Annotated in this window: 27 protein-coding genes; 24 read left to right on the forward strand and 3 right to left on the reverse strand. The window is 40.6% G+C overall.

Going from position 1 to position 23846, the window contains the following annotated elements:
- Positions 1–85: 85 nt before the first annotated feature.
- From ACQKMR_RS03945 to ACQKMR_RS03985, 9 genes are all read left to right on the forward strand, one after another.
- The gene (locus ACQKMR_RS03945) at positions 86–874 is read left to right on the forward strand and encodes a hypothetical protein (RefSeq protein WP_427696119.1); all 789 of its coding nucleotides are present in this window, start codon (positions 86–88) and stop codon (positions 872–874) included.
- Between the two features lie 3 nt (positions 875–877).
- Positions 878–1255: a GntR family transcriptional regulator gene (locus tag ACQKMR_RS03950; protein ID WP_427696120.1), complete on the forward strand. Its 378-nt coding sequence runs from the start codon at positions 878–880 to the stop codon at positions 1253–1255.
- Entirely contained in the window at positions 1255–1944 is a 690-nt protein-coding gene (locus tag ACQKMR_RS03955; RefSeq protein WP_427696346.1) for an ABC transporter ATP-binding protein, read from the forward strand. Before ACQKMR_RS03950 ends, ACQKMR_RS03955 begins: the two co-directional genes overlap by 1 nt.
- A gap of 205 nt (positions 1945–2149) precedes the next feature.
- On the forward strand, positions 2150–2317 hold the full coding sequence (locus ACQKMR_RS03960; RefSeq protein ID WP_427696121.1) for a hypothetical protein: 168 nt from the start codon (positions 2150–2152) through the stop codon (positions 2315–2317).
- Positions 2283–2453: a hypothetical protein gene (locus tag ACQKMR_RS03965; RefSeq protein ID WP_427696122.1), complete on the forward strand. Its 171-nt coding sequence runs from the start codon at positions 2283–2285 to the stop codon at positions 2451–2453. Before ACQKMR_RS03960 ends, ACQKMR_RS03965 begins: the two co-directional genes overlap by 35 nt.
- Positions 2454–2492: 39 nt before the next feature.
- On the forward strand, positions 2493–2630 hold the full coding sequence (locus ACQKMR_RS03970) for a hypothetical protein (RefSeq protein ID WP_427696123.1): 138 nt from the start codon (positions 2493–2495) through the stop codon (positions 2628–2630).
- A 216-nt stretch (positions 2631–2846) separates the two neighbouring features.
- The gene (locus tag ACQKMR_RS03975) at positions 2847–4622 is read left to right on the forward strand and encodes a hypothetical protein (protein ID WP_427696124.1); all 1776 of its coding nucleotides are present in this window, start codon (positions 2847–2849) and stop codon (positions 4620–4622) included.
- Between the two features lie 452 nt (positions 4623–5074).
- Positions 5075–5383, forward strand: a complete 309-nt coding sequence (locus ACQKMR_RS03980; RefSeq protein WP_427696125.1) for a hypothetical protein — start codon at positions 5075–5077, stop codon at positions 5381–5383.
- A 50-nt stretch (positions 5384–5433) separates the two neighbouring features.
- Positions 5434–5721, forward strand: a complete 288-nt coding sequence (locus tag ACQKMR_RS03985; protein ID WP_427696126.1) for a hypothetical protein — start codon at positions 5434–5436, stop codon at positions 5719–5721.
- Between the two features lie 29 nt (positions 5722–5750).
- On the opposite strand, the gene ACQKMR_RS03990 is transcribed toward ACQKMR_RS03985, so the two are convergent.
- Positions 5751–7022, reverse strand: coding sequence for a replication-associated recombination protein A (locus ACQKMR_RS03990; protein ID WP_427696127.1), 1272 nt, complete (start codon positions 7020–7022; stop codon positions 5751–5753).
- Positions 7023–7229: 207 nt separating this feature from the next.
- Positions 7230–8210: a nuclease-related domain-containing protein gene (locus ACQKMR_RS03995; RefSeq protein ID WP_427696128.1), complete on the reverse strand. Its 981-nt coding sequence runs from the start codon at positions 8208–8210 to the stop codon at positions 7230–7232.
- Between the two features lie 354 nt (positions 8211–8564).
- Between ACQKMR_RS03995 and cymR the strand changes: the two genes are divergently transcribed.
- The 14 genes from cymR to ACQKMR_RS04065 all read left to right on the forward strand — a co-directional run bounded on the left by cymR (position 8565) and on the right by ACQKMR_RS04065 (position 22127).
- Complete coding sequence (gene cymR / locus ACQKMR_RS04000) at positions 8565–8984, forward strand: cysteine metabolism transcriptional regulator CymR (RefSeq protein WP_089361582.1); 420 nt, start codon at positions 8565–8567, stop codon at positions 8982–8984.
- A gap of 61 nt (positions 8985–9045) precedes the next feature.
- A complete protein-coding gene (locus tag ACQKMR_RS04005; RefSeq protein WP_427696129.1) occupies positions 9046–10188 on the forward strand; it encodes a cysteine desulfurase family protein in 1143 nt (380 codons plus the stop codon).
- Between the two features lie 32 nt (positions 10189–10220).
- A complete protein-coding gene (mnmA, locus tag ACQKMR_RS04010; RefSeq protein ID WP_427696130.1) occupies positions 10221–11336 on the forward strand; it encodes a tRNA 2-thiouridine(34) synthase MnmA in 1116 nt (371 codons plus the stop codon).
- Between the two features lie 123 nt (positions 11337–11459).
- Positions 11460–12125 carry a tetratricopeptide repeat protein gene (locus tag ACQKMR_RS04015; protein ID WP_427696131.1) on the forward strand — a complete coding sequence of 222 codons (666 nt, stop codon included), beginning with the start codon at positions 11460–11462 and terminating at the stop codon, positions 12123–12125.
- 36 nt (positions 12126–12161) lie between these two features.
- Positions 12162–14570 (forward strand): SF1B family DNA helicase RecD2, encoded by a 2409-nt coding sequence (gene recD2 / locus ACQKMR_RS04020; RefSeq protein ID WP_427696132.1) that lies wholly within the window; start codon positions 12162–12164, stop codon positions 14568–14570.
- 116 nt (positions 14571–14686) lie between these two features.
- Positions 14687–15253: a LemA family protein gene (locus ACQKMR_RS04025; protein WP_427696133.1), complete on the forward strand. Its 567-nt coding sequence runs from the start codon at positions 14687–14689 to the stop codon at positions 15251–15253.
- Positions 15253–16020: a TPM domain-containing protein gene (locus tag ACQKMR_RS04030; protein WP_427696134.1), complete on the forward strand. Its 768-nt coding sequence runs from the start codon at positions 15253–15255 to the stop codon at positions 16018–16020. The genes ACQKMR_RS04025 and ACQKMR_RS04030 overlap by 1 nt, the downstream gene beginning before the upstream one ends.
- Positions 16021–16163: 143 nt before the next feature.
- On the forward strand, positions 16164–16622 hold the full coding sequence (locus tag ACQKMR_RS04035) for a PRC-barrel domain-containing protein (protein ID WP_427696135.1): 459 nt from the start codon (positions 16164–16166) through the stop codon (positions 16620–16622).
- Positions 16612–16827, forward strand: a complete 216-nt coding sequence (locus ACQKMR_RS04040) for a hypothetical protein (RefSeq protein ID WP_053348138.1) — start codon at positions 16612–16614, stop codon at positions 16825–16827. Before ACQKMR_RS04035 ends, ACQKMR_RS04040 begins: the two co-directional genes overlap by 11 nt.
- A gap of 216 nt (positions 16828–17043) precedes the next feature.
- Entirely contained in the window at positions 17044–18120 is a 1077-nt protein-coding gene (locus tag ACQKMR_RS04045; protein WP_427696136.1) for an AI-2E family transporter, read from the forward strand.
- 307 nt (positions 18121–18427) lie between these two features.
- Positions 18428–21064, forward strand: a complete 2637-nt coding sequence (alaS, locus tag ACQKMR_RS04050) for an alanine--tRNA ligase (RefSeq protein WP_427696137.1) — start codon at positions 18428–18430, stop codon at positions 21062–21064.
- Between the two features lie 66 nt (positions 21065–21130).
- Positions 21131–21400, forward strand: coding sequence for an IreB family regulatory phosphoprotein (locus ACQKMR_RS04055; protein WP_034311358.1), 270 nt, complete (start codon positions 21131–21133; stop codon positions 21398–21400).
- A complete protein-coding gene (ruvX, locus tag ACQKMR_RS04060; RefSeq protein WP_053347052.1) occupies positions 21400–21825 on the forward strand; it encodes a Holliday junction resolvase RuvX in 426 nt (141 codons plus the stop codon). Before ACQKMR_RS04055 ends, ruvX begins: the two co-directional genes overlap by 1 nt.
- Positions 21826–21836: 11 nt before the next feature.
- Positions 21837–22127 carry a DUF1292 domain-containing protein gene (locus ACQKMR_RS04065; RefSeq protein ID WP_427696138.1) on the forward strand — a complete coding sequence of 97 codons (291 nt, stop codon included), beginning with the start codon at positions 21837–21839 and terminating at the stop codon, positions 22125–22127.
- A gap of 60 nt (positions 22128–22187) precedes the next feature.
- On the opposite strand, the gene ACQKMR_RS04070 is transcribed toward ACQKMR_RS04065, so the two are convergent.
- Positions 22188–22343, reverse strand: a complete 156-nt coding sequence (locus ACQKMR_RS04070; RefSeq protein WP_427696139.1) for a hypothetical protein — start codon at positions 22341–22343, stop codon at positions 22188–22190.
- Positions 22344–22671: 328 nt separating this feature from the next.
- Here ACQKMR_RS04070 and mltG point away from each other — a divergent pair, with 328 nt between their 5' ends.
- Positions 22672–23820 carry an endolytic transglycosylase MltG gene (gene mltG, locus ACQKMR_RS04075; protein ID WP_427696140.1) on the forward strand — a complete coding sequence of 383 codons (1149 nt, stop codon included), beginning with the start codon at positions 22672–22674 and terminating at the stop codon, positions 23818–23820.
- The last annotated feature ends 26 nt before the right edge of the window (positions 23821–23846 follow it).

Raw genomic sequence — 23846 nt, forward strand, 5'->3', positions numbered from 1 at the left:
TATTTTGTTATTTTATAATACCTTTGACAATTTTTGGTGTCTCTGTGTACTATGTAACTAACACAGTGGTGAAGGGGTTGAGAAGTTGAATTCGTTTATAGGATTGATGAAAAAGGAGTGGCTGATTGGGAAAAATGCTCTGCTCTGGCTGTTGGCTGCACAGGCGGGTTTAGTGTTAATTTCTTTTTTAGTATCCAGGTATTGGGAAGTTGCAGGTCTTTTTTATATGAGTACATGGTTGATCATGATTATGCAACCGTTTATTATGATCTCTCTGATTTTTGGATGTTTGAATTCTGACGGGAAGACACAGTTGTGGATTTACAATCCTCAGTCGTCGGCGATTTTGCTTGGAAGTAAATTATTGACGAGTGTCCTGTTTCAGGTGGCTTCGATATTATTTGCCTGCTTTTTAGTTTTTGTGGCTTTAAGGGTCCCAACTAGTTATTTTCATGCAGACTTTCAGCTGGAAAATATGGTGGGGCTTGTGGGTTTGTTTAAGATAGGCGGGTATATGATGGTGGCTGGTATTGTTATTGCCGTATTGATGATGTTTTTATGGGTGGTATATCATGCGCTCGCCCGGGTTCATTTTATTAAACATCTTCGTTGGCTGTTTGTTTCTGCTCTTTGTATAGGGATGATTATGCTTCGGGATAGGATTGGGAATACGGCCCTTTATCAGAAGCTTGATGATATCTGGATTATACCTGCGATTAGTGGTTCTTCGATGAATATGTCTGAATTCAAGTTGGAGTTTTATCTAAAAGGTGGAGGGAATATTTCACTTTTGACAAGCGGGTTGGATGTTATTGGATTAGTGTTATTGTTCCTCGCGGCATGTTGGCTGCTAGACCGAAAGATTGAGGTGTGATTGATGTCAGAGGATTTTCATGCATCAAAACCAATTTATTTACAAGTAGCCGATCGAATTTGTTATTCGATTGTGCGTGGAGAGATAAAAAGCGGCGAAAAACTGCCATCAGTTCGCGAAATGGCTGTTGAGATGGGGGTCAATCCGAATACGATTCAGCGTACCTACGCCGAGATTGAGAGGGATGGAATTGTGGAGACGAGAAGGGGGCAAGGTACATTCGTTAAAAATGATCCGGCGTTGATTGCTTCACTGCGTACCCGGATTCAAACCGAAGTTATTGAAACGTTCGTTGAAAACATGAAAGAAATCGGCTTGTCCAGAACAGAAATGTTGGAAGCGGTACAGCAATTTTTGATGAAGCAGGGGGAAGCAGAATGATGATTGAACTGCGTGAAATAACGAAAAAGTATGGAAGCGTCGTTGCCCTGGATAATGTTTCGCTCACGTTTGAAGTGGGGAAGATTTACGGGGTGTTGGGAGCGAATGGAAGCGGTAAGTCGACCTTGCTCAAACTGATTGCTGGTCTGGTGAAACCGGATCATGGTGTGGTGACGGTCGAAGGAGTAGTGGTGAGTAGGAGGATTGCCTCGGCAGTCTCTTATTTAACTGAGCTTGATTTTTTCTATCCTAATTTTACGGTCAGTCAGTATATTGATTTTCATACATCGCAGTTTGCTGATTTTAATCGGGATAAGGCAATCGAAATGCTGGCATTCATGAAGTTGGATGTCCGGAAGAAGGTACGCTCGCTGTCGAAAGGTAATCGGGGGCGGCTTAAATTAGTGCTCGCTCTGTCACGGGATGCTCCGGTCGTGCTATTGGATGAACCATTTTCAGGGTTGGATGTTATGGTCCGCGAGTCGATTGTACGTAGTTTACTGTCTTATATCGATTTTGAAAAGCAAACGGTTATCATCACGACTCATGAAATCGAGGAAATCGAGAAAATTCTAGATGAAGTCATTCTGATTAAGGATGGCCAGATCATCGCCAAGGAAAATGTCGAGGACCTCCGCGAAAGTAGTGGAAAATCGGTGGTCGGGTGGCTGAAGGGACATCATAGGTAATTATGAAGGGAAAATAATCAAGTAGCCTCGGAAAAGATTCTGAGGTTATTTTTTTGTTTGCAAGGAGATTCACCAAAAAATTTCTAAGAGAACGACGATTTACTATAAAATGGGTGATTAGAAAGTCCGTATTAGAAAGAAGGCGCATATATATGCAGTACGGATATCACTAAAGTATAAATAACTATTGGAGGTTAAAGGAAAAATGACAATTTCAAATGAAAGTAATTCTACTGAAAGCTCATCATACGAGAGTAGTTCGACTGAAAGCTCATCAGAGGAAAGCAGTGTAACGGAAAGCTCATCCGATGAAGGTGATTCAACGGAAAGCTCGTCCGATGAAGGTGATTCAACGGAAAGCTCATCCGATTAAGGTGATTCTTGAGAAAATTCTAGATGAAGTCATTCTGATTAAGGATGGCCAGATAATCGCCAAGGAAAATGTCGAGGACCTCCGCGAAAGTAGTGGAAAATCCGTGGTCGGGTGGCTGAAGGGACATCATAGGTAAATTGTATGACTCCAAATTAGTATTTGGAGTTTTTTTATTGTGAAAAACGTATTAGTTATTATAAAGGGGAAAAGAGTGACATCTTCCATTAAGCAACTCGGTAAAAAATCAGGAAAGGTCTATGTGACAGTTACAAAATCCGGGCAAAAGGATAGTGCCCGTGTGCTAATTTCATAATCAAGTAGCTTCGGAAAAGTTTCCGAGGTTATTTTATTGTTTGCAAGGAGAAAAGCCTTTGAATCTAATTAAAATTGATTCACCAAAAAATTTCTAGGGGAATGAGGATTTACTTTAAAATGGGTGATTAGCAAAGTCCCTATTAGAAAGAAGGCGCATATATATGCAGTACGGATATCATTAAAGTATAAATAACTATTGGAGGCTAAAGGAAAAATGGCAAAGACTGTTAGTTTACCGTACCTTGAAGCTTTGAAAGGTAAATTTGTGAAGGTGTTTAAAGGCGGGCCGGATTCTAGAGAAGGCAAGCTATTAGAAGTGAAGGATGATTATATTGTTCTTCAAACAGAAGATAATCAATTTGTTTACTATGCCAGTCAGTATTTGAAAATTGTGATCGGAAAAGCAAAAAAATTAGATGTTGGTGTATTACCTGAACTTGATGAAGAGCGAGTATTTCCAAATACTTTTTTTGAATTATTGGAAACACTTGTTGCTAGCTCCATTAAAGTGAATGGTGGAGGGCCGGAATCAAAGATTGGCCGGGTTTTAGATGCAAAAGAGGAATTTTTAGTGCTATCCACCGAAAAGGACGGGCTTGTCGTATTCCCGTATGCTAACGTTAAAAATGTAACCATCTTGGAGAGCCGATCTAATGATGATATATTATCTGAGGTTACCTTTACGGGTGCAGTTACACTTAATGACGTCCTATCTATGCTTATCCACAACTGGGTTTCGATTAATACTGGCGGACCTGAAAAGGTGGACGGTGTACTGGTTGAAGTGGCTGACAAGCACGTAATTGTTGTCCAAAATGAAGAAATATTTTATGTAACAACCGAACAAATAAAAGTTATGACTTTAGCAAAGACGTCGGATGAGGATGAAAATAGTTCAAATACAGGCTCATCAGAAAACAGAAATTCAACTGAGAGCTCATCATACGAAAGTGATACAGCTGAAAGCTCAACATACGAAAGTGATACAGCTGAAAGCTCATCATACGAAAGTGATACAGCTGAAAGCTCATCATACGAAAGTGATACAGCTGAAAGCTCATCATACGAAAGTGATACAGCCGAAAGTTCATCATACGAAAGTGATACAACTGAAAGCTCATCATACGAAAGTGATACAACTGAAAGCTCATCAGAAGAAGGTAATACAACTGAAAGCTCATCAGAAGAAAGTGGTTCAACTGAAAGCTCATCAGAAGAAGGTAATTCAACTGAAAGCTCATCAGAAGAAGGCAATACAACTGAAAGTTCATCAGAAGAAAGTGGTTCAACTGAAAGCTCATCAGAAGAAGGCAATACAACTGAAAGTTCATCAGAAGAAGGCAATACAACTGAAAGTTCATCAGAAGAAAGTGGTTCAACTGAAAGCTCATCAGAAGAAGTCAATACAACTGAAAGATCATCAGAAGAAGTCAATACAACTGAAAGTTCATCAGAAGAAAGCAATACAACTGAAAGCTCATCGGAAGAAGTCAATACAACTGAAAGATCATCAGAAGAAGTCAATACAACTGAAAGTTCATCAGAAGAAAGCAATACAACTGAAAGCTCATCGGATGAAAGTAGTTCAACTGAAAGCTCATCGGATCAAGGCATTACAACTGAAAGCTCATCGGATGAAAGTAGTTCAACTGAAAGCTCATCGGATCAAGGCATTGCAACTGAAAGCTCATCGGATGAAAGTAGTTCAACTGAAAGCTCATCAGAAGAAGGCAATTCAAATGGACGCCTTTTCGTCGAAATTAATACAAATGATTTCCCTTCCGGCGAAAGTGGTACTATTGTATTCTCCACAGATGAAAATAATTTAAATGAAAATAATTCAAATGAAAATAATTCAGATGAAAATAATTCAAATGAAAATCCAGCTGAAGAGAATGTCAGGCCTCGTCGTGTAAATAAATTTAAGCAAATGTGGCTTGAAAATATGATTAAAGCATCGAAAGGTATCTATAACAAGGAAGAAGATTGACCATACAGGTACAGCAACGAACAAAGTTGTTGTGCCTTCTTATAAAAAGTGGACATGCCACTAGTACTCGTAATGGAGAAGTTATTCTATTACTCTAGAAGGTGTAATCCCCTTACTGGATACGGGGAGCGATTTTACTGCGGCTAAAAGCGCGTCGATAGCAGTCCACAATAGTCTAAATTTAAATGCTGTAAAGGTCATCGGGATAGAATCGAGATATTGAAATGTTGTTTCTCACTAATGAAAACCTAACACACTGTGGACTGCGTTCCGGGAAAAATTGGCCAAGCAAGGCAATTCAAATGTAATTTAGCCTAAGCGTTCCGATTCGATTACTAAATAAGAAAGGACATTCAAATTAACTGACAGTTTTACAACCTTCCTGTGGATATTGGGACACAATGGTGATTTAGGATGTTTTTTAACAAAAAAAATAGAGAGGTGGTCACAATTTGTTATCTGAAAATATTGGTCAGTATATTGAACTAGAACTCTCTGGAAATATTCATATAGTTGGGAATTTAATAGAAGCAAGTTCGGACATAATTGTCCTGTACACGGGAAAAGTGTACCGCTATATTCCATTTCGGCACATTGAAAATTTTTCCTTTCCAATAACGGATGAAGAGATTGAGACGGGGGAAGACGCAGAAATCAGTGAGACGTCGTTCCGCAAATTGTTGATGAATGCGAAGGGCTTATTTGTTGAAATTTTACTCAAAAAAAAAACCCGGTCTATGGCTATATCGTTGGCATTATGAATAATTACTTCGTCTTTTATTCACCTGTTTTTAAAACGATGTTCATCTCGATGGATCATTTGAAGTGGCTGACAGTTTGTGATGATGAAAAAGTACCGTACGGCTTGAACAAAAGTGAACAAACTCTTCAGGTCTCTACTTTAAGCTGGGCACGGACATTAGAGGAACAGTTAAAAAAGTTAACCAATAAACTGGTTGTGCTCAATTTAGGTAGGCACCCTTGGGAAATTGGGAAAATCAGTAAACTGCAAGACAGCACAATTGAGATGGTGAATGCTCAAGGTGATACGGTTTTTGTCAATATGAGACATGTGAAAAGCTTTCATTTTCCACAGTGAAAAAACTCCGGGTCTGGTGTGATCCGGAGTTATTTCTTTTTCTCAATATTTTCATAGACCGAGGCAAGGGCTTGTTCAAATTTCCCGCTCTTTTTCGGTTTATAATATTTTTTATTGCGTAGTTTGTTCGGTAAGTATTGCTGCTTCACCCAGCCGTTTTCGTAATCATGGGGATATAAATAGTCGATGCCTCGGCCGAGATCTTTGGCCCCTTTGTAATGGGAATCCTTAAGATGGTCGGGGACGTCACCGCTATGGCCGCTCCGAATATCAGCTAAGGCTGCGTCAATCGCGATATAGGCTGTGTTTGATTTCGGTGATAAGCACAGCTCGACAACTGAGTTGGCCAGTGGAATCCGGGCTTCTGGAAAACCGAGCCGTTCAGCGGCTTCAACTGCAGCGAGGGCTCGAGGACCAGCCTGCGGATTGGCAAGACCAATGTCCTCGTACGCAATGACGACCAAACGGCGGGCAATGCTGACAAGGTCACCGGCTTCCACCAAGCGCCCTAAATAATGAAGGGCAGCATTCACATCGCTGCCACGGATTGATTTTTGGAAGGCGGACAGGACGTCATAGTGAGCATCTCCATCCTTGTCATGTGAAAAGCTTTTTTTCTGCATGCATTCCTCGGCAATTTGTAAATCAATAATAATTGTTTCAGACTCGTCAGGTTCGGTGGAAATAACAGCGAGCTCTAGGGCGTTCAGAGCACTGCGGACATCTCCGTTCGAAGCGGTCGCAAAATGTGTAAGAGCATCAAAGCTGACCTCTGTTTTATATTGACCAAGTCCGCGCTCTTCATCATGAAGTGCACGTTCCAGGGCTTTTGTGATATCGCTGATTTCCAATGATTTAAGCTCGAAAATCTGGCACCGGCTGCGGATTGCCGGATTGATTGCATGATAAGGATTACTAGTCGTCGCGCCAATTAAGGTAATCATCCCGTTTTCGAGATAAGGCAATAGGAAATCCTGTTTCGCTTTATCGAGGCGATGGACCTCGTCAAGCAGCAAAATCACTTTACCAGACATCTTCGCTTCGGCAGCGACGATCTCCATATCTTTCTTGTTATTGGTTACCGCGTTTAGCGTCCGAAACGCAAACTTCGTACTTCCGGCAATCGCACTAGCAATCGATGTCTTGCCAATTCCAGGCGGACCATACAGAATCATTGAAGATAACTGCTTGGCTTTAACCATCCTTGCGATAATCTTTCCTTCACCGACCAGATGCTCCTGCCCGATGATTTCATCAATCGACCGAGGCCGCATCCGGAATGCAAGCGGTTTAATATTCATTGCGCACCTCTCCTTTTTATATAAGGTATCACAAATAAAGGGTGAAATGCTCTAATTATGCTGTGAATGCAGTTGAATTAGTATTTAATGCTCCCTTCAGGCAGCTAATTCGTCCTTCAGTGAAATAATTCGACCTTTACACGAAATAATTCGTCCTTCACACGAAATAATTCGTCCTTCAGTGAGATAATTCGACCTTCACACCAATTATTTCGTCCTATCCTCAATAATCGAACGTAAAAAGTAAACTCTTCCTTTGGTGTTGCCGGAATGATGTAATTTTAATGAAGTTAATAACTTTTTTGCACTGGATGGAGATTTGAGTTGGAGGAATTTCTGGAATTCGCTGTTGGTAATGGTAGGTTTAATGAGGAATACATAATCTTGAAGAGCGGAGATGTGGGCATCATGGGAAGAATACAAACATATGCGGCAAATCCACTTTCTTAATCGTCTCTCCATAGAAAATACATAACATTTATGGCAGTACACTCCGGTTTGAAGGGCGGTAAGAGGAATTCCATAACTTTCTAAAAGCTTTGGAATATAAGGTGTATGTTCGTCGAGCAATATAGTAGATATTCTTTTCATATTTCTAGTTGAAAGGATTTTCTTTTTATATTTTTCTTTGAATTCTGCAATTTTTATAAGCATACTATCTTTACGTATCACTTTTCTATGAATATCTCTCTTCTCAGCTCGTATTATAGTTGATGAATTGGCGCTGACGACTAATGTTTCTACTGGAAGATTGATGATTTTTTTAAATTTCAACCATTCAACTAGCTGTTGGCGCTGCCGGTTCACTTGCAGAATTGGATCATCAAAAGCTTCTGTTTTTCCATCTGGATTTGTGCGGATAAGTTGATTGAATGTGTTGTCGAAATAGATATCACCAGCCATGTTTTTCACTTCAATAATTAATAGAAAATAAGAAGTGAGAATGAGGATGTCGATTTGGAAGGGGAAGGGTGATCCAATTAGACGGAGGTCATGAAAAAATAGATACTCTTTTTCAGGAAGGGCATTTAGAGAGGATAAGACTCTATATTCCCCACTATATCCTGCTTTGATTTTTTTGATATCTGAGTTTAATATCGGTTGCTTAGCATGATCAGGTGGTAAGCGTCTCATTAGAGCTTCTAACATATGTACTTTTAAAGGTATCTCACATTCTTTAATAATCATAGTAACCACTCCTTATTAATAGAAATATTCTCTTTTAATGATAGGTTTCCTGTATTTTTAGTAAAAGTAAATGTGTCAAAGGACAGAACTTTCATTTAAAAAATGTACGTTGTCTTACAAAGAAGTTAATTCGGCCAAAATGTGGGGTCATTCGTCCTTGGCGTAAGACAATTCGTCCTTGATAGATAATAATTCGTCCTTGGCGTTGGATAATCCATCTTTTAGCAATATATTCCCCACCTCTCCAATTAGGATAATTTGACAAATGGAGGGCGGGTGAATGCATTTCTAGTAGGAATATGCTATAATTTCAACAGAATTTATAAACGGATAAATAATATGAGGTGTATATGAATGAAGATATCTACTAAAGGCCGTTATGGTTTAACGATCATGATCGAGCTAGCTAAACATTATGGAGAAGGTCCGAAAAGCTTGAAATCGATTGCCCAGACGCATAATTTGTCAGAACATTACTTGGAGCAGCTGATTGCGCCACTTCGTAATGCAGGATTGGTGAAGAGTGTTCGTGGTGCATATGGCGGGTATGTCTTATCAAAAGATCCTCAGGAGATTACTTCTGGTGATGTTATTCGCGTATTGGAAGGACCGATTACTCCGGTAGAGGGAATTGAGGATGAAGAGCCGGTAAAACGCCAGCTTTGGATTAGGATTCGTGACGCTGTGAAAGATGTATTGGATAATACTACGTTGATGGATTTGGCGAACTACAAGGACACTGGTGAAATCAATTCTTATATGTATTATATTTAAGTGATTAGCAACGCGCCTATTATGTAGGCGCTTGCGTTTTTTTAATGGAGGCGACAAAAAAGTGAACAGAATATATTTAGATCATGCTGCGACTTCACCGATGCATCCGAATGTGATTGATAAGATGATGACAGTCATGAGCCATGACTTTGGTAATCCGTCGAGCATTCATGCGTTCGGGCGGGAAGCGCGCCATGTTTTAGATGAAGCGCGTTTAAGTATTGCCACAAGTATCGGGGCCGGGCGGAATGAAATCATTTTTACGAGCGGTGGAACAGAAGCAGATAACACGGCGATTATTGGGGTTGCGAATGCGTATAAAGATAAAGGAAAGCATATCATTACGACAGAGATTGAGCACCATGCTGTTTTGCATACATGCCAATTCCTTGAGAAGTCTGGCTTTGAAGTCACATATTTACCTGTGAATGAAGCTGGGCTTATTTCGCTTGCTGATTTAAAAGCGGCATTGCGGGAAGATACAATTTTGGTTTCGGTTATGTTTGGCAACAACGAGGTTGGAACGATCCAGCCGATTGCTGAAATCGGACAACTACTTAAAGACCATCAAACCCTATTCCATACTGATGCGGTACAGGCATATGGACTGATCAATATTGATGTCCGCGAGTTGGGCGTGGATTTGCTGAGTGTATCAGCGCATAAAATCAACGGACCAAAAGGAATCGGCTTTTTATATATGCGCGAAGGGTTGAAGCTGAATCCCCATTTATACGGTGGAGAACAGGAGCGTAAACGTCGGGCTGGTACGGAAAGTGTGCCGGCAATTGCTGGTTTTGCCGAAGCGGTTTTGATTGCTCAAAGTATGATGGAGAAGAAAACGGAGCAATACATGCAATTTAAAGACGTATTGCTTGCCGTCTTTGACGAGGCAGATGTACAATATGAAATTAACGGATCTGTGGAGCAGTCGCTGCCACATGTGCTGAATGTTAGTTTTCCGGGTACGAATGTTGAATCGATGCTCGTTAATCTGGACTTGGCCGGTGTTGCGGTATCAAGTGGGTCTGCTTGTACAGCTGGGTCAATTGAGCCGTCGCATGTGCTCGTAGCGATGTTTGGAAAAGGTTCGGATCGGACTAAGAATTCGATTCGTTTCAGTTTCGGTCTAAACAACACCAAACAGGAAGTTAGGCATGCTGCTGAAACAACCGTGAAGATCGTTAAAAGATTGGGACAATAATAATTTTTTCTTTAAATAAATGAGGTGACAGAATGAATAAAGCACCACAAGACACCCGCGTCGTCGTTGGGATGTCAGGAGGCGTCGATTCTTCTGTATCAGCCCTGCTATTGAAAAATCAAGGCTATGACGTAGTCGGGATTTTCATGAAAAACTGGGACGATACAGATGAAAACGGAGTCTGTACAGCAACGGAAGATTACAATGATGTGATTGCCGTTTGTAATCAAATCGGTATCCCTTATTATGCGGTCAATTTTGAAAAGCAATATTGGGATAAAGTTTTTACGTATTTCTTGGATGAGTACAAAGCAGGACGCACACCGAATCCGGACGTAATGTGCAACAAGGAAATTAAGTTCAAGGCATTCCTTGAGCACGCGGTAAGCCTTGGTGCTGACTATGTAGCGACAGGCCATTATGCGCAGGTTGAATACCGAGATGGAGAATATAAAATGCTTCGCGGCGTTGATAATAATAAAGATCAAACCTATTTCCTGAACCAGCTTACGCAAGCACAGTTGGAAAAAGTTATGTTCCCACTTGGTCACATTGATAAGAAGGAAGTTCGTGAAATCGCGAAAGAAGCGGGTCTTGCAACGGCAACGAAAAAAGATTCAACCGGTATTTGTTTTATCGGGGAACGCAATTTCAAAGACTTTTTAAGCAATTATCTTCCAGCACAACCAGGTGATATGGTTACGATGGAAGGCAAGGTAATGGGTAAACATGACGGTTTGATGTATTACACAATCGGACAGCGTCACGGTCTTGGTATTGGCGGCAGCGGCGAGCCTTGGTTTGTTGCGGGAAAAGACTTGAAGCGCAATGTTTTATATGTGTGTCAAGGCTTTGATAACGATGTGCTTTATTCTAATTCCCTAAATGCTGTGAATGTTAGTTGGGTAGCGGAACATAAACCAGCAGCAGAATTTACGTGTACGGCAAAATTCCGTTACCGTCAAGAGGACAGCGGTGTTACGGTGAAAGTCTTGGAAAGTGGCGATGTTGAAGTCATATTTGACGAGCCAATCCGCGCGATTACACCTGGACAAGCAGTCGTTTTCTATGATGGCGACATATGCCTAGGTGGCGGTACGATTGATGAAGTATTTAAAAAAGGTGAAAAACTGACTTACGTAGGGTAAAATAATCATGTCCCCAGCTGTGTTTGCGGTTGGGGACTTCTTTTGGATTGTGAACAGCATCGTCTGAATTACACTGCTAGCTTATGCTATACTTTTTAATATAAAAATGGAGCGTGAATGATCATGGATAAAAATCAACAAGGTATTGAGTTTATGCAACAAGGAAAATACGAAGAAGCAGCTAAAGTTTTTAATGAGGCAATAGAAGAAAACCCAAATGAGCCGGTTGCATACATAAACTTTGGAAATGTACTAACAGCTGTCGGTGAAACGGAAAAAGCCATCAAGTTTTATAAAAAGGCGATTGAACTTGATGAAAATGCAGCAGCTGCTTATTATTCGCTAGGGAACTTATACTACGAATCAGATTCTAAATTAGTTGAAGCGAAAGATATGTTTGAAAAAGCAATCCGTTTGGGTCTTGAGAACAGCGATGCTTACTTTATGCTTGGATTGACGTTGATGGCGTTAGATCAACCGAAATTGGCTATGCCTTATTTACAGAGAACGGTGGAATTGAGTCCTGAGGATGTGGATGCAAGGTTCCAATATGCGCTTTGCCTAGCAAATGCGGAACTGTATGATGAATTGATCAAACAATTGAATTTAGTGGTTGAACAGGATCCAGGACATGCGGATGCTTATTATAATTTAGGGGTTGCGTTTGCTGGGTACCGTGAAGATGCCCAAGCTGCGATAACATATTTTGAAAAAGCATTGGAAGCACAGCCAGACCATATGTTGGCGGCACACGGTAAGAAATTGATGGAAGAAATGAATGCTGAATAAATAGACGACATATGTATGGAAGGGTGGGGAGAAGCGTTGAGCCAGCAAGATTCGATGGATTTGTTTTCAGAAGAGAAAATGTTTATGAAAGGAAGTCATTTAGTGACGATCTTTCATAATGAAGAGAATATGTACTCTGTTGTAAGAATCCGTGTGAATGAAACGAATTTGAACTATGACGAGAAGGAAGCGGTCGTCACAGGTTATTTTCCGAGGATGCATGAGGATGAGACGTATATTTTTTATGGAGCGATGAAGGAGCACCCACGTTTTGGTCTTCAATTTCATGTCGAACATTTTCGAAAGGATTTGCCTCAATCCAAGGAAGGAATCGTCAGTTATTTATCTGGTGAACTGTTCAAAGGCATTGGGAAAAAAACAGCCGAAAGTATTGTCGAAACACTCGGGGAGAAGGCAATTTCTAAAATTCTGGCTCAGCCTTCCATACTTGATGATATTCCGAAACTATCCGGGGAGAAGGCAAAGAGTCTCTATGATACTTTAGTCGAACATCAAGGTCTGGAACAGGTAATGATTGCTCTTAATCAATATGGCTTTGGTCCACAGCTGTCTATGAAGATTTATCAAATGTATAAGCAGGATACAATCACCATGGTTCAGGGTAATCCATATAAGCTTGTGGAGGATATCGAAGGAATTGGTTTTGGGCGAGCGGATGAACTTGGGCATCAACTCGGCATTTCCGGTAACCATCCTGATCGAATCAAGGCTGCGTGCTTATATACACTAGAAACACAATGTCTGCAGGATGGAAATATCTACATAGAAGCTGAACAGCTGTTGGAAGCTGTTAAGCGGCTACTTGAGGAAAATAAGCGCGATCAAATTGAGTCTACTAACATTTCCTCGGAAATAATCGAATTAACGGAAGAGGGGAAAATCGTTGTTGAGGATCAACGAATTTATCCACCTTCCCTTTACTATTCTGAAAAGGGAATTGTTATGAACATCAAACGGCAGCTAGCACAAACCGAGTATGAAGACCAGTTCCCAGAATCGGAATTTTTACTGGCACTTGGTAAGTTGGAAGAGCGTCTAAATGTTTCCTATGCCTCAGCTCAAAAAGAGGCGATACAAACAGCCCTGCAGTCGCCTATGTTGATCTTGACAGGTGGACCTGGTACGGGGAAAACAACGGTTATCAAAGGGATTGTCGAGTTATATGCAGAACTTCATGGTGTATCTATGGACATTAATGATTATAAAAAAGAGGGTAGCGATCCGTTCCCATTTGTGCTTGCGGCACCTACTGGCCGTGCAGCGAAACGCATGGCTGAATCGACGGGTCTTCCCGCGGTTACGATTCACCGCCTGCTTGGATGGAACGGAAGTGAAGGCTTTTCCCATGATGAGGATAATCAGTTAGAAGGCCGCATTGTCATTATTGATGAGGTTTCTATGGTAGATACGTGGTTAGCTAATCAATTGTTTAAAGCTTTGCCGGAAAATTGCCAAGTGATTTTAGTTGGTGATGAAGATCAGCTGCCTTCAGTCGGACCGGGACAGGTGCTAAAGGATTTACTTGCTTCGAATTGTGTGCCGACCGTCAGTCTTGAGCATATTTATCGTCAAGCGGATGGTTCATCAATCATCGAATTGGCTCATGAAATAAAAAAAGGCCGGCTTCCAAATGATGTTACGAAGCAGCAGGAAGATCGATCGTTCATACGCTGCCAGACCGGCCAAATCGCTCAGGTTATTGAGAAAGTTGTTGCGAATGCCAGGACAAAGGGTTTCAATGCTAAAGACATTCAAGTGCTAGCCCCAATGTATAGAGGACCTGCCGGGATTGATGCGTTGAATAAAATGCTGCAAGAAGTGTTTAATAGCAATGCGGATGAAAAGCGACGGGAAATCAAGTTTGGAGACGTGATCTACCGAACGGGAGATAAAGTGCTTCAACTGGTGAACCAGCCGGAAGAAGGCGTCTTTAACGGTGATATGGGTGAAATCGTGTCAATTTTGTTTGCAAAGGAAAATACTGATCATGTCGATAAGATTATTATATCGTTTGAAGGTATTGAAGTAACTTACACGAAGCAGGATTTGAACCAGATTACACACGCGTATTGCTGTTCAATCCATAAATCGCAGGGAAGCGAGTTTCCTATTGTGATTTTGCCTGTTGTAAAAAGTTATTATCGGATGCTCCGACGTAATCTTTTGTATACGGCGATTACCCGAAGCAAAAATTTCTTGATACTTTGTGGTGAAGAAGATGCTTTCCGTTTAGGTATCGAGCGCAATGATGAAATGCGCCGGAAAACTACATTACTTGAAAAACTCCGTGAAACTTTGAATGATGAAGATATGCCAGCTGAATCTGCAGAGGTGCCAATGCAAGAGGAAAGTTATTTTGAAATCCTGATGCATGAAGATCCGATGATTGGGATGGGCAATGTCACACCTTATGATTTTATGTAGGTGGAGATTAATATTCGGGTTCTTTTCCTGGTTGGATAAGTCTTGTTTGAAATTCATAGTTTTAGTGGAACTAATATAGAATATAATTTATATGCAGAAAGAGTAGGAGGATTTAGATGAAAAAGGGATGGATTATAGGTTTAGTTGTTGTAGTTTTAATTGTCATCTATGGGGCTTCTTCTTACAATGGTCTAGTTAGTGCCAATGAAGACGTCGACAATAAGTGGTCACAGGTAGATAACCAATTAAAACGAAGAGCAGATTTGATTCCGAATCTTGTTGAAACCGTAAAAGGTTATGCATCGCACGAAACTGAAGCCATTAAAGCGGTCAGTGATGCACGTTCGAAGTTGGCAGGTGCTAATTCAACGAAAGATGCCATTGATGCAGATCAAGAACTGAGTGGGGCGTTAAGCCGTCTTTTGGTCGTCGTCGAGAACTATCCTGATTTAAAGGCAAATGAGAACTTTAAGGGCCTCATGGATAGTTTAGAGGGAACAGAAAATAGGTTGACCGTCGCAAGAAAAGACTATAATGACGAAGTAACCACGTATAACAAGACCATTAAACGCTTTCCAAAGAATATGATGGCGAGCGCATTTGGATTCGAAGAAAAACCATATTTTGAAGTGACTGATCAAGAAAAAGAAACGCCGAAAGTTGATTTCGGGAGCGATAAATAATGAAAAAACTCGCTGTGTTTGCGCTATTTTTTATTTTCACTCTCAATTTAGCAAACGTAGTCGCAGCAGAACCTAACATTCCGAAACCTGTTGGAGATATTTATGTCCAGGATTTTGCTGGAGTCCTCGATGATCAGGAAAAATCAGAGCTTATAGAACTGGGAAAACGATTAGATGATGCTACAAAAGCACAAATTTCTGTTTTAACCGTTGACTCAATGGAAGGCTCTGAAATTGAGGAGTACTCGGTCGAAGCATTTAGGAAATTCAAGCTCGGGGATGCAGAGCTAAATAACGGAGTCCTCATTGTTCTGGCCGTAGAGGAGAAGAAAATCCGGATTGAAGTGGGGTACGGGTTAGAAGGTGCCATTACTGATATAAAATCAGGACAGATTTTGGACAATGTGGCAATCCCTCAGCTAAAAGAAGGAAATTACAATCTTGCTCTGACTGAAACCTATAAGGCTGTTTATAACGAGGTCACGGAGGAATATAATTTAGGTGACGAGTTTTATCAAGATCTTTCCGTTCAAACAGATACAGGTACTTTTCAGCCATCAGGTTTACAGATTTTTCTCATCATCGTTGTGGTCATCATTTTGTTCATCCTCGATGCCAAATTGTTTAAAGGATTTTTCCTTCAAATTATCATCAATATCCTCTTGATGTTCATTAGTCGCGGAGGAGGAGGCGGCAGTGGTGGCGGTGGCTCACGAGGCGGTGGAGGAGGAAGCTCCGGTGGCGGAGGTTCTAGCCGTGGATGGTAAGGTAGATTTGACCGGGAAACCGGTCTTTTTTTTATGCCTGAAACTCTACGTTTTCTAAGATGATTCAACAATGGAAAACCTTTCAGCACATCTATTTACGAGATGAAAGAAATAATAAAAATGTTCGGAAAGGCGGGATGACCTTGCGGACGTTTTCTGTATTGAAAGGAATGCCGGTTTTTACTATCAAAGGAGAAAGAATCGGCACAATCCATGATTTATCTATTTCTGAGGCGGGTCAGGTATCAGGTTTGGTCATTCATCAACAAGCATTGTTTAAAAGATCTTTTCATTTGACTCTGGACGATATTTCTTCATTTGGTCCGGATGGGATTGTCATCATACAACAAGAGTCAACCCCAAAGAAGGTGCCTGATGATTCCATCTGGTTAACAAAGGATGAAGTATTGGGACGAATGCTTCTTTCAGAAATGGGCGAGGAGCTCGGTTTACTGCAGGATGTATATTTCAGGGAAAAAATGGGCACGATTATAGCGTATGAAACAACGGATGGTTTTTTCTCGGAGACGACAGTGATTGAATCTAAACAGCCGCCTACATTAGGGAAGGATACCATCATTGTTTCAGTTTATGAACAGTGAGGTGTCCATTTTGGAAATAAATTGTCCGAATTGCCGCAGTAAAGATGTTGGGAAGATTGGTGTAAATCAATATTATTGTTGGAATTGTTTTATTGAAATGACCATTTCTGAGGGAATTATTAATACGCACCAGGTCGAAGAAGATGGAAGTTTAAGCTCATTAGACGACTTGTTTGAGGAAAATGACCGCCGCTTCAGCATGTAATTAACGGAAGAGGTGCAAGCAATGGCTAGACGTTCACGTAATGGTCTTATGAACATGATGAACTCAAAAACGATTAACCGGAGTATGAAAAAAATACGCAAAAGAATAAAATCATTACTTTAAAGGGAATGGGTGTCCTGATGCTTAGGGCACTCTTTTTCATGTATGAAAACCGCTCACCTTTCGAACAATAAATGAGCGGGAGGTGTAGATTTTGTGAGTATTCGTCTCAAGTGGTTTTATAGGCTTGGTTTTTTATTGCTCTTATTTTTTGTTATATATATTTTTATGAAACTGAAGCCTATGTGGGGACCGGCTGTAACTGTATGTGTAACTGTACTGCTACCCTTTCTCATTGGTGCATTCATCAGTTATTTACTGCATCCGGTTGTGGAATTTTTAAATAAGAAAGGTATGCATCGCTGGCTTTCCATTACAATCATTTACTTGCTGTTTTTTGGTGGTATTGGATTTGCGGTTTATAAAGGCATTCCGGTAATGGTTAGTCAGGTGCGCGAGCTGTCCGAAAGTGTTCCGGAACTGGTCGAGCAGTATCAAGGCAGGGTAGACAAGCTCAATCATCAAACGGCTGCCTGGCCGTTCGGGATTCATGAAAGGTTTGAAGAGGGAGTCGTTCTTTTCGAAGACTGGCTGAAAGGTATGCCGGAAAAAGCGATGGAGTATGCGATGAAGCTGTTTGATTTCGTTGTTTTGATTGCGCTTATTCCATTCATTGCTTTTTATATCCTGAAAGACTTTGCTACGTTAAAAAAAATGGCCTGGTATATGACCCCGAAAAAATGGCGCAAGCAGGGACGTGCATTCGTACGGGATGTTGACGCTTCCCTAGGAGGGTATATCCGCGGGCAAATTATCGTCTGTGTTGCGATTGGAGTGATCTCATCCATACTTTTTTGGATAGTCGGAATGCAATATCCGTTGTTGTTAGGCGCGATTATCGGAATTACGAATGTCATTCCGTATTTTGGACCGATTATCGGGGCCATTCCTGCGGTCATAATTGCCGCCACAATATCTGTGAAAATGGTGATGATAATCATAGTCATCGTGCTTGTGCTTCAATTTCTTGAGGGGAATATACTGTCACCTCTTATTGTCGGGAAAAGCCTCCATATGCATCCACTTTTCATCATGCTTGCATTGGTAGCTGGAGGTGAAATAGGCGGGATTACGGGAATGGTTCTTTCAATCCCTATCTTGGCTGTTCTGAAAGTTTTTGTGCTTCATGCCCGTGTTCACTTCAGAAAGAAGCCGCCCCTTATTGACAAATAAAAGTCTTGTGAATATAATCCATTACATAAGATAATTCGTTGAAGGATGAAGTATGCTGAAGTCCATCTAAAAGAGAGGCGTCCCCCTGGCTGAAAGGGACTGCGAGGTGAAGAGCAGCAGAAAGCTAGTCCTGAGAGCAGCTAATACCTGCCGTCATGCCGCGTTAAGGCTTTTATGAAGGTGATGGACGAAGGCTTTTTCTACGTCCATAATCAGGGTGGTACCGCGAGTTAACTCTCGTCCCTGTTTTTGGGATGGGAGTTTTTTGTGTGCTCAAAATTACATAATTTTAAAGGAGGATATATAGATGAAGTATTTAACTGGTGCTCAAATCCGCCAAATGTATTTAGATTTTTTTAGTGAAAAAGGCCATAACATTGAACCAAGTGCGTCATTGGTTCCTCATGAAGATCCATCATTGCTATGGATCAACTCTGGGGTAGCAACGTTAAAGAAATATTTTGATGGACGGGTGATTCCTGAAAATCCAAGGATTACAAATGCACAAAAAGCAATTCGTACAAATGATATTGAAAACGTGGGAAAAACTGCACGTCATCATACGTTTTTCGAAATGCTTGGTAACTTCTCCATCGGTGAATACTTTAAAGAAGAAGCAATCACATGGGCATGGGAATTTTTGACCGACGAAAAATGGATTGGTTTTGATAAAGAGAAATTAGCGGTGACAATCCACCCGGAAGATGACGAAGCATTTGAGCTTTGGAATAAAAAAATCGGTGTTCCTGCAGAAAGAATCATTCGTTTAGAAGAAAACTTCTGGGATATTGGTGAAGGTCCAAGTGGCCCAAATACGGAGATTTTCTATGACCGTGGCCCAGAATATGGTGATGACCCGAATGATCCAGAATTATATCCTGGTGGCGAAAATGAACGGCATTTAGAGGTTTGGAACCTTGTGTTCTCTCAATTTAACCATAATCCGGACGGTTCTTACACACCGCTTCCGAAGAAAAATATTGATACAGGGATGGGTCTAGAACGTATGGCTTCAGTCGTGCAAAATGTGGCGACAAACTATGATACAGACCTATTCATACCAATTATCCGAGCTGTTGAAGAAATTTCTGATGTGAAATATGGAGTCGATGTAGAAAAAGATGTGGCATTTAAAGTCATTGCCGACCATATACGTACAGTAGCATTTGCTGTTGGAGACGGAGCACTTCCATCCAATGAAGGTCGCGGCTATGTGCTACGTCGTTTACTTCGTAGAGCGGTTCGTTATGCGAAGCAAATCAACATTAACCGCCCATTCATGTTCGAGCTTGTGACAGTGGTTGGTGAAATCATGAAAGATTACTACCCAGAAGTTCTTGCTAATAAAGAATTCATTGCGAAAGTAATCAAAAATGAAGAAGAACGGTTCCATGAAACGCTTCATGATGGACTAGCTATTCTTTCTGAAGTCATCAAAAAAGAAAAAGAAAAAGGCGGCACAGTCATTCCAGGTAGCGACGCATTTCGTTTGTATGACACATACGGCTTCCCAATCGAATTAACGGAAGAATATGCGGAAGAAGAAGGCATGACGATTGATCAATCTGGCTTTGAAAAAGAAATGGAAGCACAGCGTGAACGTGCTCGCTCTGCGCGTCAAGATGTGGATTCCATGCAGATTCAAGGTGGAGTATTAGGCGACATTAAAGTTGAAAGTGAATTTGTCGGATATGATCAGGTTGCAGTTGATGCAAAAGTTGCGGCAATCGTGAAAAATGGCGAACTTGTAACAGAAGCACAAGAAGGAGAAGAAGTTCAGGTGATTCTTAACCAAACTCCTTTCTACGCTGAAAGCGGCGGGCAAATAGCTGATAAAGGAACAATGGCTAGTGAATCCGTTAAAGTGGATGTACATGATGTTCAAAAAGCACCAAATGGCCAAAATCTGCACCGTGTAACTGTTGTAGCCGGCACTTTGACTACAAACACTGAAATTGTTGCAGCGGTAGACCAAGAAAACCGTATCCATATTACGAAAAATCATACGGCGACACATCTATTACATCAAGCTTTGAAAGATGTACTAGGAACACATGTTAACCAAGCTGGTTCACTGGTACAAGCTGAGCGTCTTCGTTTTGACTTCTCTCACTTCGGTCAGATTACAGCAGAAGAGATAGAACAGATTGAAACGATTGTAAATGAAAAAATTTGGCAAAGCTTACAAGTGAATACGGATTATAAAAATATTGAAGAAGCAAAAGCAATGGGCGCGATGGCCTTGTTCGGCGAAAAATATGGTAAGATAGTCCGTGTCGTTCAAATTGGCGATTATAGTCTTGAGCTTTGCGGCGGTGTTCACGTCCCAAATACAGCGGTAATCGGCTTGTTCAAAATTGTTTCTGAAAGTGGCATCGGTGCGGGTACACGCAGGATTGAAGCAGTAACAGGAGCAGGGGCATACAAATTGATGACTGACCAAATCGGTGTATTAAAAGACGCAGCTGCTAAATTGAAAACAAACTTGAAAGATGTACCTTCAAGAATTGAAACAGTTTTAGCGGAAGTGAAGGATCTTCATCGTGAAAATGAAAGCTTGACTGCAAAATTAAGTAATATTGAAGCAGGCAGCCTTGTATCTAACGTAAAAGAAATTAATGGTGTACAAGTATTGGTGGCAAAAGTACAAGCAACTGACATGAATAATCTACGTGCGATGGCAGATGATTTGAAACAAAAGCTTGATTCTGTCATTATCGTATTAGGATCTGCTCAAGATGATAAAGTCAATTTGATTGCCGGAGTTACGAAGGATTATATCGAACGCGGTTTCCATGCCGGTAAATTAATCAAAGAAGTCGCATCACGTTGCGGTGGAGGCGGCGGCGGACGTCCAGATATGGCACAAGCCGGTGGAAAAGACCCAGAAAAATTGGATGCAGCACTTAATTTTGTTGAAGAATGGGTCTTATCGATTTCATAATCAATGAAAAGTGTTGTACAATGAAGATAATAATGGATTCTGGACGCTGAGGAGAGGTGCATGATAATGAGTTCCTTTGATAAAACGATGAAATTTAATTTTCCCGAAGAACCATTCGAAAGAGATGTACAGGAAGTATTGTCTCAAGTTTATGTTGCACTTCAGGAAAAAGGTTATAACCCGATTAACCAGATTGTTGGTTATCTATTATCTGGTGACCCGGCCTACATCCCGCGCCATATGGATGCTCGAAACATTATTCGTAAGCTTGAACGCGATGAAATCATCGAAGAATTGGTTAAATCGTATCTTAAGAACCATCGAGAGGAATACTAATGCGCACAATGGGACTTGATTTAGGTTCAAAAACCATCGGCGTTGCCGTGAGTGACGCGATGGGGTGGACTGCACAAGGATTGGAAACAATCAAAATTAACGAAGCTGGAAATGACTTCGGCTTTAAACGTCTCAATGAAATAATAAAAGAACATGAAGTTTCTAAAATTGTCCTCGGTTTACCCAAAAATATGAACGGAACCGTTGGACCGCGTGGTGAGATCAGCCAAGATTTCGCCAAACGTTTAGAAAACAAATTCAAGCTGCCGGTGTTTCTCTGGGATGAACGGTTGACAACTATGGCGGCTGAACGTGTTCTTCTTGAGGCGGACGTGAGCCGAAGCAAACGTAAGAAAGTCATTGATAAAATGGCAGCTGTCATGATTCTACAAGGTTTCTTGGACAGACAAACAAATTCAATATGAGGTGAATACAAATGGAACACGGCGAAAACAACATTACAGTAGTAGATGAAAACGGAAACGAGCAGCTTTGCGAGATCCTGTTCACATTCGATTCTGATAAATTTAACAAATCTTATGTACTTTACTATCCGATGTCTGCAGAAGATGACGAGGAAGAAATTGAAATCCACGCTTCATCATTCACACCAAGCGAAGATAATAAAGATGGTGAACTTGCACCAATCGAAACAGAAGAAGAATGGGATCTAGTCGAAGAAATGTTAAACACATTCCTTGACAAAGAAGAAGCTGAAGAAGAATAATCTATAAAAAAACTGACCTTCAACCAAGGTCAGTTTTTTTCATTATGTACCAAAAAATCCTTATCTTTTCTCCACAAACAAAAGAATAAAAGTAGCGAGTGGACCTAAAAATAATGATAATATGAACCAATTCAAAGCCGTTCTATTTTTACCTTGAGCAAGCCCGGCATTAATGAGTGCCAGTGTCCCCCAACCTACAAAATAAGAACTATCCAACTCCTTCACACCCTTCTTTATCATAAAATTAATAGTAGCATAACATCATAAATATTCGTTTCATTTTATCAAATGTCAGAAACACCACTCACATCCGAAGGAAATCTCATGAAAGTCTATTACAGCTGATTACTAAATGATATCACTTATTCCCTATTAAATAACACCTGTATATTGACAAAACTAGTGTGATTTTGCCATAAATAGAGTAATAACGAATGTAGTTTTGCAAAAAACATGTATTTATTTGTTGATTTTAGTATAATATTCGAAGCAAAGTCTAATTAGAGAAAGCATCTTAAGTAGTTGGTGTAAGTTTGCAGGGGGAATGAAAATGGATGAAAAAGAAAAAGATCATAATTTATCAAAAAAGGAACATATTCGAATGAAATTGTTAGAACAGCAAGGAGAAGCCAAGCTTGTTCGTAAAATTATCATGATTACGATAGCTTCGCTAATTTTATTAATCGGGATAGTTTGTCTTGTGGGCTTTTTATATATTAACTCAGCCATGAAACCAGTCGATCCAGATGATGACACGATTAAGACAGTGAAAATTCCAATCGGTTCTTCCGTGAATGGAATTTCAACATTGCTTGAAGAGCAGGGTATAATCAAGGACGCCCGTGTATTCAAATATTATATTAAATTCCGTAATGAATCTGGTTTTCAGGCAGGGGAGTATAAATTATCACCATCTATGCCAATTCAAGATATTGTAACTAGTATCAAAACCGGGAAACTTATGAAAGAAGCGGCCCTAAAAATAACGATTCCTGAAGGAAAGCAGCTAATTCAGATTGCCGATATCATTGCTGTGAAGACGGATCAAGATCCGAAAGAAATTTTTAAGAAATTGAATAATGAGAAATTTGTTAAGTCCATGCAAAAGAGATTTCCGGAGCTGTTAACGTCGGAGATTGAGAATAAAAATGTTTTGTATCCGCTTGAAGGGTATCTATTCCCAGCGACTTATGACTTTTATGAGGAAAAACCGTCCTTAGAAACAGTAGTAATTGAGATGCTGAAGAAAACGGAAGAGACCTTGCAGGGATACGAAACTCAGATGAACAAAAAAGATTATTCTGTGCACCAGATGTTGACATTTGCTTCGCTTGTTGAAGAAGAGGCAACGGCCCAGGTAGACCGTGGGAAAATTGCTTCCGTCTTTTATAATCGTATTGAGAAAGATATGCCGCTTCAAACGGATCCGACCGTTTTGTATGCAAAAGGTTCACATAAAAGTAAGGTGCTATACAAAGACCTTGAGGTGAAGTCTCCGTATAATACGTATAAGAACAAGGGGTTGCCGCCAGGGCCGATTGCCAATGCCGGGACGACATCAATTGATGCGGTGTTGAAGCCTGAGAAGACAGATTTCTTATACTTCTTGGCAACACCTGAAGGAGAAGTTCTTTATTCGAAAACGTTGGATGAGCACAATAATAAAAAGGCAGAACATATTACCAATAAATAATAGCTGATAGCTAAAGCGACTAGGGG

Source organism: Peribacillus sp. NPDC096540, from assembly GCF_050278525.1.
In the GTDB taxonomy this organism is placed as follows: Bacteria; Bacillota; Bacilli; order Bacillales; family DSM-1321; genus Peribacillus.